The organism is Telluria sp. ZB4P37, assembly GCF_059685855.1.
Genome location: NZ_JCASID010000007.1, coordinates 126,739 through 142,873, shown reverse-complemented (window position 1 = coordinate 142,873; position 16,135 = coordinate 126,739). Strand labels below are relative to the sequence as shown.

Genomic DNA, 16,135 nt, shown 5'->3' with positions numbered 1-16,135 from the left:
ATGCCCGAAGCCCTCTCCCTCGACGCATCGCCCGACTTCATCGGCGGCTCGAACGCCGTATGCGAGGCTGTCATGCGCCTGCGCGGCGCCGCCCTGCACGAGACGCTGGGCCGGATCGCGGCAGGCCTCCTGGCCAGCCCCCTGGGCCACTTCCTGCCCGGCGCCGGCGTCGGCGCACCGATCGGCGCCAGCCCCGTATTGCGTCAGGTCGTGGCAGGCGTGTCGGAGCAGTTCGGTATTTATGAAGTGGCAGGGCGGGCCAGCTATTCCCAGGAAGACGCGCAGCAGCTCGCGGGCCTGGCCCAGCTGACCGCATCGCTGATGCAGGTGCACTCGCTGGCCCAGCGCTCCACCCACGCCTACGCGCAGATGGAAGCCCAGCTCGCGCACCAGTCGCAAATTCTCGACCAGATCCACGAATCGGTGCTGACGATGGACCAGACGGGCTATATCACCAGCTGGAACCGCGGCGCCGAAGAGCTGTTCGGCTACACCGCGCTGGAAGCCATCGGCCGCAACATCCTGTTCCTGTACGCCGACGAGGACGAGGGCTTCCACGACGTGTTCGCGGAGCAGGGCGGGCGCATGATGGAAGTCAAGCGACGCAAGAAGTCGGGCGAGGTGTTCTGGGCCAGCCTGTCCCTGTCGCTGCTGCGCGACGTGGCCGAGCGCCCGATCGGCCTGATCGCCTACCTTACCGACATCACCGAACGCAAACAGGCCGAGGAGCAGCTCCACCACCTGGCCTATTACGACGAACTCACCGGCCTGCCGAACCGCACCCTGTTCGGGCGCCTGGTCGACCAGGCCCTGATGGTCGCCCAACGCAACGAGGCCACCGGCTGCGTGCTGTTCGTCGACCTGAACCGCTTCAAGCGCATCAACGACACCCTGGGACGCCGCATCGGCGACGAACTGCTGCGCCAGGTCGCTCAGCGCCTGCGCAGCACCCTGCGCGACGAAGACGTCGTGGCGCGCCTGTCCGGCGACGAATTCGCCGTCGGCCTGTTCGACATCCGCCAGCACTTCGAAGCGACCACGGTGGCGCAAAAGCTGCAGGCTTCGCTCGACGCGCCCTTCCTGATCGCCGGCCATGACCTGCGCGTCGGCGCCAGTATCGGCATCAGCGTCTATCCGCAAGACGGCGGCGACGCCGAGACCCTGCTGGGCCTGGCCGACATCGCCATGGAACGGGCCAAGCAGGCTGCCGACAACCCGGACCGCAGCGTCGCCTTCTTCAGCCAGGACATGAACCAGGGCATGCAGGAGCGCATGCGCATCGAATCGGAGCTGCGCCACGGTCTGGGCAACGGTGAACTGATCCTGTACTACCAGCCGAAGTTCGAGATCGGCAGCGGACGCATCGTCGGCGCCGAAGCCCTGGTGCGCTGGCTGCACCCGACCCGCGGCCTGGTGCCGCCGTGCGACTTCATCCCGCTGGCCGAAACCACGGGCCTGATCGTGCAGGTGGGCGAGTGGGTGCTGGAGCAGGCCTGCGCCCAGGCCGCGATCTGGCAGCGCGGCGGCGTGCCGCCGTTCCGCCTGGCGGTGAACGTCTCGGCGCGCGAATTCACCCCAACCCTGCCGGCGCGCGTGGCCGACACGCTGCTGCGCTACCAACTGGATGCGTCGTGGCTGGAGCTGGAGATCACCGAGAGCACGCTGATGCACGACTTCGAGCGCGTGACCACCATCATGGACCGCATCACGGAACTGGGCGTGTCGCTGTCGCTGGACGATTTCGGAACCGGCTATTCGAGCCTGTCTTACCTGAAGCGCTTCCCGATCCATACGCTTAAGATCGATCGGTCCTTTACGACCGGGATTCCGTCAGACCCGAGCGACTGCGCGATTGCGGGGACCATCGTCAGCATGGCGCGCCAGCTGAATTTGCGGGTGATTGCGGAGGGCGTCGAGACCCTGGAGCAGCTCGAGTTCCTGCGCGAGGCGGGGTGTGATGAGGTGCAGGGCTACTTGTACAGCAAGCCGGTGCCGGCGTTTGATTTCGAGCGGAGCTTGCGGGAGAACTGGTTGCTGGTGAGCTGAGGGCGCGCGGCGCGGCGGCGGATTTGTCCTGTCCTGCGGGGATGATTTATGTATAATGCCGGTTCCTCAAGGAAGCGTGGCCGAGTGGTTGAAGGCAGCAGTCTTGAAAACTGCCGACGGGGGAACCCGTTCGTGAGTTCGAATCTCACCGCTTCCGCCAAAGTTCCTGAAGGAGAGCCCCACTTGTTGGGGCTTTTTTTCGTCGGTGGTAGTGCAGTCAGACAAACGTAGAGTCAGGCGCCATTTTCCTGTCGGGTGGCACTGGCTCCCACGGGCGCAGGCCCTGATCCTTAGCCAGGCGGATGCGTTGCACTTTCATCGCATCGATGAGCTCCATCGGAGAAGCGGAGTTCTCCAGCATCGGAAGCGTTTGCTCGGCTTCAAGGAAGAAGCGTTCGCGCGCACCGCTTCCCGCTGACAGGAACGCTTCTTCCCACCATTCGGTGATCCGGTCGCTTGCACGCTCCAGAGCTATTTGCGTCACCAGGCGGTTCGACTTCTCGTTGTTGATTCGCTTTGATGCGGGCAACAGGTTCCAGGCGTCGCCACAAGGCCATGCAGCGAAGGGAAAGCAGTGATCGATATCGTAGTCATCCCGCAGTCGCTGGCCCGACCAGACGCAGTAGATGGACTTGCCTTGGGTGCGAAGCCGTTCGACGGCGGCACGCGCGAAGCTCGTGTCGCGTTCGGGATCTGCCCACGCAAGCAGGGAATAGGCGGTCTGACTGATCACTGGGCCGAGCTGTCCGGCGTAGGACTCCATCAGGCGAACCCATTCCGCCACGAGGACCGGTTCGACCCACACGTTGTAGTGGCTGAGCGCATCCCAGATCTGGAGCGGAACGTGGAACTCGCCGAAGCTCCACAGGAAAGCGTCATCGATCCGCAGGCTAGACGGTGTCGACGTGCGACGCTGGTGCCGAATGTGGAAGATGTTCTCGTTGCTCGCTGGCCAGCGCAGGTACTTGACCGGCATTTCGCGGATTAGCCTCGAAATATCCCACAAGCTGCCGTGAAGGTGCCGCGCCATGTCGTCGTCGAGCGCCATCCCCACACGAAGGTCCACTGGGCGAATGGGACGCAAGCCGGTAAAGTCATTGGTCACGAAGCCCGGCGTTTTTCCGGCCCGGTTGGGTGGCATCTGAGGGAGCCCGCCCTCGATGAGGGGCTTGTACATGCGTAGCCAGAAGAGCGCCACCAAGCCCATTGGCAGGACAACGGACTCCGACTCATGGCGTGCCGCGCCCGCCGCGGTATCGGCGATCCTGGCGAGAATGCGAAGCAGTGCAATTTTGTAGGTCGATGACTTTCCGTCAGTGAGGATCAGGTGGCGCAGCAGCGGGAGTGCGCCCAAGCCATCATCGGGTAGCCCAAGGACCGCAGTCGTCCACGAAATGCCTGGCCGGCCCAGCTTGTCGGGGCTGTCGTCGGTGCGTACCAGCCTGAGGCCGAACTGCTGGGCCATCGCCGTCAGCTCAGGCAGGGTCACCTCGTACATCGCCCGATCGGTATCGGGTGGACCGATGCGAAGGCTGATGGCAATACGTCCATTTGGCGACAGCAGCGTTGCCAGTTTTCGCAGGGCACGCTGGCGTGAAGCCGGCGGCAAGTGCATCCAGACCGCTGAGAGCAGGATCAGATCGAAGGTAAGTCCCAGCCGGCGTGCCTGGGCCAAGTCTGGCAGGCTGTCCGCCACCCAGTGGATGCGTGGCGAACGATGGCGTTGGCGCGCAAGGGAGCGCATCGCTTCCGAGGGCTCAACGGCGACGACATCGTATCCTTTGGCCGCAAGCCAGGCGGCATCTCTTCCGGAGCCGGCACCGACGTCCAGAATCGTCGCGCCGGGCGCCGGCAGCAGATCCAGCAGGGCAGGGTGCACATGTTCGAAAGTCAGTGATTCGTACTGGGAGACAAGCTGCTCGGCGTTCCGATCGTAGTGAGGAATGGTCTGCACGTGAGCTTCGGTATGGTTTGTCGACTTATCAATTGTAAGCCGAAGTGTGCTGCTGTAGGGCAATCGATCTGGTCTGCGATCGCAGGTAAGTCGCACGGGATGCTGTGCGCGGACCGGGCCACCATCCGTATCGGTCATTCAACCGATACCGCCCCATCCCCGATCTCCCTACACTGGTCTCATTAACCCACCACACCAGAAGGAGAACACCATGACCGCCACCAAAACCACGCTCCGCCAGATCGCCATCGCCGCCGCCTTCGCCGCTGCCTCCACCGCAACCCACGCGAACGCAAATGCCGCACCCGCCGAGCCAAGCGCCAAGCCTTCCGTCGTGATCGTTCACGGCGCCTTCGCCGACGGCTCCGACTGGGCCAAAGTCATCCCGCTGCTGCAAGCCAAGGGCATCAAGGTCACCGCGGTGCAGAACCCGCTGACCTCCCTGGCCGACGACGTTGCCGCCACCCGCCGCGCGATCGCGGCCCAGCCGGGCAAGGTGGTGCTGGTGGGGCATTCGTGGGGCGGCACCGTGATCACCGCCGCCGGCCAGCACGACAAGGTCGGCAGCTTGGTGTACGTGGCCGCCTTTGCCCCGGATGCCGGCAAATCGACCGCTGAGACGGGCGAGGGCTACCCGACGGCGCCCGGCATCAAGCGCCTTGTTGCCGACGCCGAAGGCTTCCTGAGCCTGCCGGAAGCGGCGATGCGCGAAGACTTCGCGCAGGACGTCTCGAAGGCGCAAGCCGCCGTCATGACCGCCACCCAGGGTCCGATCCAGGCCAAGGCCTTCAGCGACAAGGTCAGCGTCGCGGCCTGGAAGACCAAGCCCTCCTGGTTCATCGTCAGCTCGCGCGACCGCATGATCGACCCGGGCCTGCTGCGCGCGATGGCGGCCAAGATCGGTGCGAAGACCACCGAACTGCCGGCCAGCCATGTGCCGCAGCAGTCGCGCCCGGCCGAGGTGGCCAAGGTGATCCTCGACGCCGTCGCCGCAACCCGCTAAGCACATCCGGCAATGCCTAGCCGCCGCAGCGGATATCGAGCGCGCCTTCCTCGGCCAGCCGGTTCGCCTGTTCGATCAGGGCGCGCATCTTCGGCTGGTTCTGGGTGCGCACCGGGAAATACAGGAACAGCGCCGAGGTCTCGGGCACGTCCTGCTCCAGCACCCGCTGCAGGCGCCCGCTGCGCACGTCGTCGGCGATTTCCAGGTCCGGCAGGTAGGCGATGCCCAGGCCCTGGCGCGCCCATTCGGCCAGCATCTGGGTGTCGTCGGCAGTGAGGGCGGCCTTGGCGTCGAGCAGGACATCGCCCTCGGGGCTGCGCATGCGCCACGGCGGCAGCAGGCCGGAGGTCGAGAAGCGGTAGCGCAGCGTGCGGTGGCGCAGCAGGTCCTGGGGATGCGCGGGGATGCCTTCGCGCTGGAAGTAGGCGGGGGCGGACACGAGCGACCATGACAAGGGCCGGCTCAAGCGAATGGCCACCATGTCCTGTGCAATCGCCTGTCCGAGCCGGATGCCGGCGTCGTAGCCGGAGGCCACCAAGTCGACCAGGCCGTCGTCGAGCGACAGGTCGAAGCTCACCTCCGGATAAGCCGCGCGCATGCGGGGTACCAGCAAGCGCGCCAGCAGGAAGCCGAAGCTGCGCGGCGCGGTGATGCGCAGGTGGCCCGACGGGCGGGTCTGGTAGTGCGCCAGCTCGGAGAAGGCCTGCTCGATCTGGCTCACGGCCGGCTTGAGCACGCCCAGCAGCGCGGTGCCGGCTTCGGTCAGCGAGACGCTGCGGGTCGTACGCACCAGCAGCTGGACGCCGTGCTTTTTTTCGAGGGCGCGCACGCCCTTGCTCACCGCCGTCGGGGTGATGTTCAGGCGCCTGGCGGCCTGGGTAAAACTGCGTTCCTCCGCCACTGCCAGGAACAGCCGGATCAGATCGAGCGAACTCATCTCACCTCATTGTGAACTGTTGGTTCATAGCGCATGTCCATTTCCTTAGTTTTTAAACATGATGCCTGAACCTACACTGGTTACACAACTTTTAAGGAGAACCGCAATGAGCACACTACCGCAGGCCATTTCGGCCTATATCGACGCCGCCAACGCGCAGGCCCCCGATCGGGTCGCCGCCTGCTTCCATCCGGATGCGAAGGTGGTCGATGAAGGCCATGTGCACCAGGGCCGTGCGCAGATCCAGGAATGGGCTGCCGAAAGCAGCGCGCGCTACCAGGCCACGATCAAGCCCCTCGGGCTGAGCATGGCAGACGAGGCGCACCTGTTGCGCGCCACCGTGCGCGGAAACTTCCCGGGCAGCCCGATCGAGCTGGACTTCCAGTTCGTGCTGCGCGCAGGCGCCATCGCCGCGCTGGAGATCAAGCCATGAGCGGCGCGGCCTTCGCAGGCAAGCATGCGCTGGTCACCGGCGGCACCAAGGGCATGGGCGAAGCGATCGTGCGGCTGCTTGCCGCACGCGGCGCCTCGGTGATCACGACGGCGCGCAGCCTGCCGCAGGATCCGGTCGCCACGGTGCGCTACATCGAGGCAGACATCGGCACGCCGGAAGGCGCGGCGCATGTGGCCGAGGTCGTGGGGTGCGAATTCGGCCACCTCGATTATCTCGTCAACAACGTCGGGGCGTCGTCCGCACCGAGCGGCGGGGCGCTGGCCTTGAGCGACGCCATGTGGGAGTCGGCGCTGCAGGTCAACCTGATGTCGGCGGTGCGGATGGACCGCGCCTTCCTGCCGGCCATGCTCGAGCGCGGCAGCGGCGCCATCGTCCATATAACGTCGATCCAGCGCCGCCTGCCGCTGTTCGAGTCGACCGTGGCCTATGCCGCCGCCAAGGCGGCGCTGACCAACTACAGCAAATCGCTGGCCAATGAATTCGGGCCGCGCGGCATCCGCGTCAACAGCGTCGCACCGGGCTTCATCGAGACCACGGCCGCCCAGGCGCTGGTCCGGCGCATGGCGGCGCACCGCAATGGCAGCGAGGACGAGGCAATGCAGCAGCTCATGGATTCACTGGGCGGCATCCCGATCGGGCGTCCCGGCAGGCCGGAGGAAGTGGCCGAGCTGGTGGCCTTCCTGCTCTCGCCGCTGGCAGCGTCGATCCACGGCGCCGAGCTAGTGATCGACGGCGGCACGCTTCCCACCGTCTAGCTTTTTTACCCTGCCGCCGTCCATCGGGCGGCGGCATTTTCAACTTGAGACAAACAGCACATGCACGACACCGAAACCAATGAACACGCCTTCGCGGGAGCAGTGCGCCGCAACCAGGCGGCCCTGCGCGCGGCGCTCGATACCCATTACGACTTCATCGTCTGCGGCGCAGGCTCGTCGGGCTGCGTCGTCGCGGCGCGCCTGGCCGACAATCCGGACGTAAAGGTCTTGCTGCTGGAGGCGGGCGGCAGCGACGAGGTCGCCAGCGTCATCGATCCGGCGCAGTGGCCCCTCAACCTGGGGTCCGAGCGCGACTGGGGTTTCATGGCCGAGCCCAATCCGCACCTGGGCGGCCGCGCGCTGCCGATGAACATGGGCAGGGTGCTCGGTGGCGGCTCCAGCATCAACGTGATGCTGTGGGCGCGCGGGCACCGCAGCGACTGGAATTATTTTGCTGCGCAGGCCGGCGACGACGGCTGGAACTACGAATCCGTCCTGAAGATCTACCGCCGCATCGAGGACTGGCACGGCCCGCGCGATCCCGAACGGCGCGGGCAGGGCGGGCCGGTGTACGTGGCGCCGGCGCACGCGCCGCAGCCCGCCGCCACCCTCATGCTCGAGGCTGCGCGCTCGCTGGGCGTGCCGACTTTCGACAGCCCGAACGGCGCCATGATGGAAGGCGACGGCGGCGCCGCCATCAACGACTTGCGCATCCGCGACGGCAAACGACTGTCGGTATTCCGCTCCTACACCTACTCGCGCATGGCGCAGCCGAACCTGACGGTGCTCACCGGCGCGCTGGTGGCGAAGCTGAGCTTCGATGGCCGCCAGGTGACCGGCGTCGAGGCCCTGGTCGACGGACAGCCGCGCTGGTTCGGCGCTAGCCGCGAAGTGATCCTGTCGCTGGGCGCGGTGAACACGCCCAAGGTGCTGATGCAGTCGGGGATCGGTCCGGAGCAGGAACTCGGGCGGCACGGCATCCCCGTGCGTCAGCACCTGCCGGGCGTGGGCCAGAACCACCAGGACCATGTGTCCTTCGGCTGCATCTGGGAGTATGCCCAGCCCCAGCAGGTGGGCAATGGCGGGTCCGAAGCGACGCTGTACTGGAAGAGCAATCCCGCGCTGGACGCCCCCGACATGCTGCATTGCCAGGTCGAGTTCCCGGTGCCGAGCGCCGAGACCGCGGCGCGCGGCGTGCCGGCCCACGGCTGGACCATGTTCGCCGGCCTGGCGCACCCGAAGAGCCGCGGCGAGCTGCTGCTGTCAGGGCCCGGCGTGCACGATGCCATGATCATTCGCGCCAATACGCTGTCCGATCCCGCGGACATGGGGGCGGCGCTGGCCAGCGTCGAGATGTGCCGGGCGCTGGGCAATGCCGGCGCCTTTAAGCAACTGGTGACAGGCGAGGCCATGCCTGGCAAGCTGGGGCGCGAACAGATGCAGGCCTGGGTGCGCAGCGCCGCGGTCACCTACTGGCACCAGTCCTGTACCGCCAAGATGGGCCGCGACGCCATGTCGGTGGTCGACGCGAGCCTGCAGGTGTACGGCATCGACAGGCTGCGCATCGCCGACGCCTCGATCATGCCGCGCATCACCACCGGCAACACGATGGCGCCCTGCGTGGTCATCGGCGAGCGCGCGGCGGACCTCGTCAAGGCCAGGCACGGACTGTAAGCCGGCCGGGCGCCGGCGGCCCGGTCTTGCCCGACGCGTGCTTCTCCATTACAGTGCAAAAATGCAACTAGATCACACTGTCACTGTCGAGGAAGCCGTCCAGGTGCTGGCCATGGTGGGCGACCTGAGCATGGGCCAGCCGACCGACGGCTCGATCCGCTCGGCGCGCCTGGCCGAGCGGCTGGCGCTGGCCGATGGCGCGGAAGAACGCGCCTGCGCCCATGCGCGGCTGGTCACGCTGCTGCGCTGGTCAGGCTGCACCGCCAACGCCAGCGGCTTTTCCGCCCTGCTGGGCGACGACGTGGGCGGGCGCGACGCCATGCTCACCCACACCCTGCCGCCGGGCACCCGCATGAGCTTTACCAGCGTGGCGCCGCTGGCCCGCATCCATTGCGAAGTGTCGGGCGCGATCGCCGAGGCAATGGGCCTGCCGATCGAAGTCGAAACCGGGCTGCGGCGCGTGTGGGAGCACCATGATGGCGGGGGCATGCCGGAAGGCTTGCAGGCTCCGCAGATTCCGCGCATGGTGTACTACGCCAACCTGGCAGGGGACCTCGACATCCTGGCGCGCGCCCACGGCATCGACGAAGCCTTGCGCATGATCGCCGCGCGCTCGGACAAAAAATATCCGGCCGTGCTGGTGCGTCTGCTGGCCGCGCACGCACAGGAGTGGCTGGCGGCAGGCGAGGCCCCGCCTTGCCCGGCGCCGGTCCCGGCCCTGGCCGCGCGCGTGCCCTTGACCATCGTGGCCGACATGATCGAGCTGAAGCTGCCCTGGCTGCTCGGCTATTCGCGCCGGGTCGCCGAGCTGGCCGAGCGCGCTGCGCTGCTGGCGGGCCTGGCGCCGGAGCAGCAGCATTGCCTGGGACGCGCCGCCCTGATCCACGGGATCGGCCGCGCGGCCGTGCCGAACGCCATCTGGCAGCGCAGCGGAAAGCTCGATGCGGCAGACTGGGAGAAGCTGCGCCTGGTGCCCTACTGGACCGCGCGTGCCGGCGTCCAGGTTCCGTCGCTGCGGGCGGAGGCGGCGCTGGCCTCGCATGTCTACGAGCGGCTCGATGGCAGCGGCTACTACCGCGACCTCGATGCCGACACGCTCACCATGCCGCACCGGATCCTGGCCGCGGCTGCGGCGTATGCGGCCCTGCACATGCCGCGCCCCTGGCGCGCGGCCTTGACGGCACCGGAAGCGGCGGCATTGCTGACTGCAGAAGCGGCAGCGGGCAGGTTCGACCTGCAGGCCGTGAACGCGGTGCTGGGTGCGGCGGACGGCAGCCTGCTCGCGGCGGGCGACACGGCGGCCAAGCGCAAGTCGCTGCTATCCGAGCGCGAGACGGCCGTGCTGCGCCGGTTGAGCCTCGGCGAAAGCAACAAGGAAGTGGCGCGCGAGCTACAGATCAGCCCTTCTACGGTGCGCACCCATGTCGAGAGCATTTTCCGCAAACTGGATTGCTCGACCAGGACGGCTGCAACGCTCAAAGGCTTGACGCTCGGGTTCATTTAGCATGTGGACTGCGCCCGGACTGGCTGCAAGATTGGGACGTCACCGTGGCGGCGCAAATCGCCAGGCTGGGTGTCGACATCGCGTGACTTTCCACCTGGCGAACCAGGATGCAAACTGCCAACAGATGCGGCGAGATCGCGCCGCCTGCTGCCGGCCAGCGTCTCTCACCCATCAGCCTACATGGCTGCTCAAGGATTGACCTTCCCATGATCATCTCCTCCGCCACCGACTTCCGAGAAGCCGCCCGCCGCCGGCTGCCTCCCTTCCTGTTTCACTACCTGGACGGCGGTGCCGGCGCCGAACAAACCCTGCGCGCCAACGTCGACGACCTGCAGTCAGTCAAGCTGCGGCAAAAGGTATTACGCGGCTCGTCCCATCTCGACCTCACCACCAACTGGTTCGGCCAACACTACGACCTACCCATCGCCCTGGCCCCCATCGGCCTGACCGGCATGTTCGCCCGCCGCGGCGAGGTGCAGGCGGTACGGGCAGCGTGCAAGACAAACATCCCCTTCATCCAGTCCACCGTCTCGGTCTGCCCCTTGTCCGAAGTCGCCGCCCAGGCATCCAAACCCATCTGGTTCCAGCTCTACGTCCTGAAAGACCGCGCCTTCATGCGCGACGTGATGCGGCGCGCCTGGGAACTGGGCGCGACCACCCTGGTCTTCACGGTCGACATGCCCGTTCCCGGCAACCGCTACCGCGACGCCCACAGCGGCATGAGCGGCCCGAACGGTCCGCTGCGCCGCATGATGCAAGCCATGCTGCATCCGCGCTGGGCCTGGGACGTCGGCCTGCATGGCCGCCCGCACGACCTCGGGAATATCTCGGCCTACCGCGGTCACGCCACCGGCCTGGAAGACTACATTGGCTGGCTGGGCGAGAACTTTGACCCCGACATCGCCTGGCAAGACCTCCAATGGATCCGCGACGAGTGGAAGGGAAAACTGATCCTGAAAGGCATCCTCGACGCCGACGACGCCTACGCTGCACTCGGTTTTGGCGCCGACGGCATCGTGGTCTCCAACCACGGCGGCCGCCAGCTCGACGGCGCCTTGTCCACTGCCCGGGCGCTGCCGTCGATTGCGGAAGCCGTGAAGGGCAAGATGACGATCTTCGCCGACGGCGGCGTGCGCACCGGTACCGACGTATTCCGCATGCTGGCGCTCGGTGCCGATGGCGTGCTGCTTGGGCGCGCCTTCGTCTACGCCCTGGCGGTGCAGGGCCAGGCCGGCGTCGAGCGGCTGCTGGCCATCATGGAAAAGGACCTGCGCACCAACATGGTCCTCACCGGCGTGAAGTCGGTTGAAGAGATCGGCCCCCACCTGCTGGTTCCTTAGATGCGCCTCCGCGCCGCGTGCGGGGCGTGACCCGCAAACATGTTCTTGACACAACATTAAAACGATAAGATGCTGAGTATGTACTGCGTAAGCAATCCGTAAGGAAACAGGCACATTCTCCACACGTATGTGCAGGCGTCGTATCGAGGAGGGTCTTTTTTCTCGAAGCCAGAATTTGTGCGTGTATCGATTCAGTCCATGTATTTAAAAACTAGACAGGAGACATAAGCATGAAAAAGGGTGATAAAGAGTCGAAGCAGTCAGTTCCTAGCCGTCGTAAGTTCCTGGGCAACGCAGCCGCCGGCACTGCCGGCGCCACGCTGGCCTTCCCGATGATCGCCAATGCGCAGACGCCGAAGCAGATGCGCTTCCAGAGCACCTGGCCGAGCAAGGACATCTTCCACGAGTACGCGCTGGACTTCGCCAAGAAGGTCAATGACATGACCGGCGGCGAACTGAAAATCGAGGTACTGCCTGCCGGCGCCGTGGTTCCCGCCTTCGGCCTGCTGGACGCGGTCTCGAAAGGGACGCTGGATGGCGGCCATGGCGTCATGGGCTACAACTACGGCAAGCAGAGCGCGATCGCGCTATGGACCTCGGGCCCGGCCTTCGGCATGGATGCCAACATGGTCCTCGCCTGGCACAAATACGGCGGCGGCAAGGAGCTGCTGGCGGAACTGTATAACGGGATCGGCGCCAATGTCGTGTCCTTCCTTACCGGCCCGATGCCCACCCAGCCGCTGGGCTGGTTCAAGAAGCCGATCAGCAAGGCGGACGACCTGAAGGGCATGAAGTTCCGCACCAACGGCCTCGCGATCGATCTGTTCACGGCCATGGGCGCGGCGGTCAATGCGCTGCCGGGCGGCGAGATCGTGCCGGCCATGGACCGCGGCCTGCTCGATGGCGCCGAATTCAACAACGCCAGCTCCGACCGCCTGCTCGGCTTCCCGGACGTGTCGAAGGTCTGCATGCTGCAAAGTTTCCACCAGAGCTCCGAGACCTTCGAGATCACCTTCAACAAGGCCAAGTACAACGCGCTGCCGGCCAAGATAAAGTCGATCATCGAGAACGCCGTCGAAGCGGCATCGTCCGACATGTCGTGGAAAGCGGTCGACCGCTATTCGAAGGACTACCGCGACATGCAGGCCAAGGATGGCGTCAAGTTCTACAAGACGCCGGACGCGATCCTGCAGCAGCAGCTCGCCATCTGGGACCAGGTGGTGGCCAAAAAGGGCGCCGACAACCCGCTGTTCAAGAAAGTCGAGGCGTCGATGCGCGCCTTCGCCGAGCGCGCGATGAAGTGGGACATGGATACCAACAACCCGCGCCGCATGGCCTACAACCACTACTTCGGTCGCAAGGGACCGCCGGCCAAGAAGGCGTAAGCGTTTGGCAGGGTCTGATTGATAGGGCGGGACTTGCGCTGAGATCTGCGTCGCAGGTGGGTCTCTTGCCTTTCGCACGTGATCCCGCGCACTTCGCACGTGAGTCCGGCGCCCTCAGCACGTCGCCGGGACGACGGTTCAGGGGCCGCGGGACTCGTCGTGTGAAACCCGCATGTGCGCGACCCAAACATTCAACCAGATCCCGAGTAGTCATGCGCCACCCCGTACCAAACGCGGTGGCTGTTTCTCGCGACCGGAGCAGCTTCATGCAGAACGTTTTGTTTTTCGTCGACCGGGTCAGCAGTTTGGTGGGCCAGGCCTTCTCCTGGCTGATCGTGGCGCTGACCTTCCTCATCACCTGGGAAGTATTCTCGCGCTATGCGCTGAACACGCCCAACCCCTGGGCGTTTGATTTGATGATCATGATGTACGGGGCCGCCTTCATGATGGCTGGCGCCTACACGCTGGCCAAGAACGGCCACGTGCGCGGGGACGTGCTGTACAGCTTCTTCCCGCCGCGCCTCCAGGCCGGGCTGGACCTGCTGCTCTACATCGTCTTCTTCATTCCCGGTGTGGTCGCCCTGTGCTGGGCCGGCTACACCTATGCCGCCGAGTCGTTCGCGATCCGCGAGCATTCCACGCTCACCGCCAACGGCCCGCCGCTGTATCCCTTCAAGATGGTGATTCCTTTCGCCGGCATCCTGCTGCTGCTGCAGGGTTTCGTGGAGATCGTGCGCTGCGTGGTCTGCCTGCGCAATGGCGACTGGCCGCCGCGCGAGCCCGATGTCGAAGAAGTCGACGTCGACAAACTGAAAGCCATGGTGCATGTGGACGAGGGGAGAACGCCATGAGGAAGGAAATCTGGTTCGGCCTGTCGATCCTGCTGGCGATCGTCGTCAGCCTGTTCATCCTGATGCCGGCGCCCGCCGACATGACCAACGGCCACCTGGGCCTGCTGATGCTGGCGCTGGTGGTGGTGGCCATCATGCTTGGCTTCCCGACCGCCTTTACCCTGATGGGCATGGGCATGATGTTCGCGTGGTTCGCCTTCCACAGCAGTGACCCGGGCCAGGCGATCCAGCTCACGCTCGACCTGATGGTGCAGCGCGCGTATTCGGTGATGGCCAACGACGTCCTGATCTCGATCCCGCTGTTCATCTTCATGGGCTACCTGGTCGAGCGCGCGAACCTGATCGAGCGGCTGTTCAAGAGCCTGCATATCGCCATGGCCCGCGTGCCCGGCTCGCTGGCGGTGGCCACCATCGTCACCTGCGCCATCTTCGCCACCGCCACCGGCATCGTCGGCGCGGTGGTCACGCTCATGGGCCTGCTGGCGCTGCCGGCGATGCTCAAGGCCGGCTACAGCACCCAGCTGTCCGCCGGCTGCATCACGGCAGGCGGCTGCCTGGGTATCCTCATTCCGCCCTCGGTGCTCCTGATCGTGTACGGTGCGACGGCCGGGGTCTCGGTGGTCAAGCTGTATGCAGGCGCGCTCTTCCCGGGGATCATGCTGGCCGGGCTGTACGTGGCCTATGTGCTGATCGTCGCCAAGCTCAAACCCGCCTGGGCGCCGCCGCTGCCGGCGGCGGAGCGGATCGTCGCGCTGCCCGCCTATACGCAGGCCATTCCCGGCGCCTACCACAAGGGCGCGGTGCGCGGCCTGGTAGGCGCAATCAAGGGGCCGCTCGCCGCGAACGTGCCAAGCCGCACCCTGGTTTCGAACCTGTTCATCGCCTTGCTGCCGGCACTGGCCTTCGCCCTGGTCATGGGCGTGAGCTACCGGCTGCTCACGGCGCCGGTAGCAGCGCCCACCGAACTGGTCGAGATGGGCGCGCAACAGGACGTCGAGGCGTCGTCGAGCGGCGACAGCGGGGGCTTGCAGGAGCCGCCCGCGGAGGGGGGGCTGGCCGAGCCGCCAAGCGAAGGCGCCCTGGCCGAGCCCCCAGGCGACGGCGCCGCCGCAACGCCGCCGACGGTGTCCGCGCCTTCCGCCCCCGCTGGCCCCGAGGCGCTGGAGGCCGCGGCTAGCATCCCGGCGCAAGAGCCGCTGGCCAGGCCGGCCTCCACCACCTTCTGGATCGTGCTGGCGGTCGGCGCTGCCGCCATGCTCGTGTTTTATATCTTCTTCAGCTTCGCGCGGCTCGAGATCTTCAAGATGCTGCTCGGGTCCCTGTTCCCGCTGGCGATCATGATCCTGGCGGTGTTGGGAAGCATCGTGTTCGGGCTGGCCACGCCCACCGAGGCGGCGGCGATGGGCGCGTTCGGGGGGCTGATCCTGGCGATTGCCTACCGCCGCTTCAACTTCAATCTGCTGCGCGAGTCGGCCCACCTGGCCACCAAGACCACGGCCATGGTGTGCTGGCTGTTCGTCGGATCGAGCATCTTCTCGGCCGCCTTCGCGCTGCTGGGAGGGCAGGAGATCATCAATGCCTGGGTGCTGGGGATGAACCTGACGCCGGTACAGTTCATGCTGCTGGCGCAGGTGATCATCTTCCTGCTCGGCTGGCCGCTCGAATGGACCGAGATCATCGTCATCTTCATGCCGATCTTCGTGCCGCTGCTGGCCCACTTCAATATCGACCCGCTGTTCTTCGGCCTGCTGGTAGCGATGAACCTGCAGACGGCTTTCCTGTCGCCGCCGGTGGCGATGTCGGCCTTCTACCTGAAGGGCGTGGCGCCGCCGCATGTCACCCTGAACCAGATCTTCATGGGCATGCTGCCCTTCATGGCGATCCAGGTCGTGGGGATTGTGTTGTTGTACACCTTCCCGGCAATCGGCCTGTGGCTGCCGGGTGTGTTGTACAAGTAAGATCTGTCTGACACATAGCGTGGGCAAATTCTTTGCCCACGCGGTGATCGTTATCAGCCAGATCACCGGGCATCAAAGCGGAGCCGATGGCGATCGCCGCGTGGGCGGGAGGACCCGCCCACGCTACGAGTCACAGCTGGTTTGACGTCACGAATCGAACTCCCATCCCATACCCCACCAGTCACGGTTATTCGTTTTCCGAATGACCGACATACGGTTTCGTCGTCTTACATTGCGCTGCAACATGGGTAATAATGGGTGGATATACCTGGTA

At 65.8% G+C, this 16,135-nt stretch carries 12 protein-coding genes and 1 tRNA gene; 11 read left to right on the top strand and 2 right to left on the bottom strand.

Annotated features, from left to right (window positions below):
• Positions 1-2,046: a putative bifunctional diguanylate cyclase/phosphodiesterase gene (locus AC56K1_RS13630; protein WP_497158372.1), complete on the top strand. Its 2,046-nt coding sequence runs from the start codon at positions 1-3 to the stop codon at positions 2,044-2,046.
• 70 nt (positions 2,047-2,116) lie between these two features.
• Positions 2,117-2,206, top strand: a tRNA-Ser gene (locus AC56K1_RS13625).
• Positions 2,207-2,263: 57 nt separating this feature from the next.
• On the opposite strand, the gene AC56K1_RS13620 is transcribed toward AC56K1_RS13625, so the two are convergent.
• Positions 2,264-4,000: a class I SAM-dependent methyltransferase gene (locus AC56K1_RS13620; protein ID WP_497158371.1), complete on the bottom strand. Its 1,737-nt coding sequence runs from the start codon at positions 3,998-4,000 to the stop codon at positions 2,264-2,266.
• Positions 4,001-4,211: 211 nt separating this feature from the next.
• Between AC56K1_RS13620 and AC56K1_RS13615 the strand changes: the two genes are divergently transcribed.
• A complete protein-coding gene (locus AC56K1_RS13615) occupies positions 4,212-5,003 on the top strand; it encodes an alpha/beta fold hydrolase (RefSeq protein WP_497158370.1) in 792 nt (263 codons plus the stop codon).
• A gap of 16 nt (positions 5,004-5,019) precedes the next feature.
• Here AC56K1_RS13615 and AC56K1_RS13610 read toward each other — a convergent pair whose 3' ends face one another.
• Positions 5,020-5,940: a LysR family transcriptional regulator gene (locus AC56K1_RS13610; protein ID WP_497158369.1), complete on the bottom strand. Its 921-nt coding sequence runs from the start codon at positions 5,938-5,940 to the stop codon at positions 5,020-5,022.
• 106 nt (positions 5,941-6,046) lie between these two features.
• On the opposite strand from AC56K1_RS13610, the gene AC56K1_RS13605 reads away from it, so the two are divergent.
• The 8 genes from AC56K1_RS13605 to AC56K1_RS13570 all read left to right on the top strand — a co-directional run bounded on the left by AC56K1_RS13605 (position 6,047) and on the right by AC56K1_RS13570 (position 15,861).
• Positions 6,047-6,373, top strand: coding sequence for a nuclear transport factor 2 family protein (locus tag AC56K1_RS13605; RefSeq protein WP_497158368.1), 327 nt, complete (start codon positions 6,047-6,049; stop codon positions 6,371-6,373).
• Positions 6,370-7,149, top strand: coding sequence for an SDR family oxidoreductase (locus tag AC56K1_RS13600; RefSeq protein WP_497158367.1), 780 nt, complete (start codon positions 6,370-6,372; stop codon positions 7,147-7,149). Before AC56K1_RS13605 ends, AC56K1_RS13600 begins: the two co-directional genes overlap by 4 nt.
• Before the next feature lie 60 nt (positions 7,150-7,209).
• On the top strand, positions 7,210-8,823 hold the full coding sequence (locus AC56K1_RS13595; protein WP_497158366.1) for a GMC family oxidoreductase: 1,614 nt from the start codon (positions 7,210-7,212) through the stop codon (positions 8,821-8,823).
• A 61-nt stretch (positions 8,824-8,884) separates the two neighbouring features.
• Positions 8,885-10,327: an HD domain-containing phosphohydrolase gene (locus AC56K1_RS13590; protein ID WP_497158365.1), complete on the top strand. Its 1,443-nt coding sequence runs from the start codon at positions 8,885-8,887 to the stop codon at positions 10,325-10,327.
• Between the two features lie 206 nt (positions 10,328-10,533).
• Positions 10,534-11,667 carry an FMN-dependent L-lactate dehydrogenase LldD gene (gene lldD / locus AC56K1_RS13585; protein WP_497158364.1) on the top strand — a complete coding sequence of 378 codons (1,134 nt, stop codon included), beginning with the start codon at positions 10,534-10,536 and terminating at the stop codon, positions 11,665-11,667.
• A 230-nt stretch (positions 11,668-11,897) separates the two neighbouring features.
• Positions 11,898-13,052 (top strand): TRAP transporter substrate-binding protein, encoded by a 1,155-nt coding sequence (locus AC56K1_RS13580; protein WP_497158363.1) that lies wholly within the window; start codon positions 11,898-11,900, stop codon positions 13,050-13,052.
• A gap of 266 nt (positions 13,053-13,318) precedes the next feature.
• Entirely contained in the window at positions 13,319-13,903 is a 585-nt protein-coding gene (locus AC56K1_RS13575; protein WP_497158362.1) for a TRAP transporter small permease subunit, read from the top strand.
• A complete protein-coding gene (locus AC56K1_RS13570) occupies positions 13,900-15,861 on the top strand; it encodes a TRAP transporter large permease (RefSeq protein WP_497158361.1) in 1,962 nt (653 codons plus the stop codon). Before AC56K1_RS13575 ends, AC56K1_RS13570 begins: the two co-directional genes overlap by 4 nt.
• Positions 15,862-16,135 lie beyond the last annotated feature (274 nt).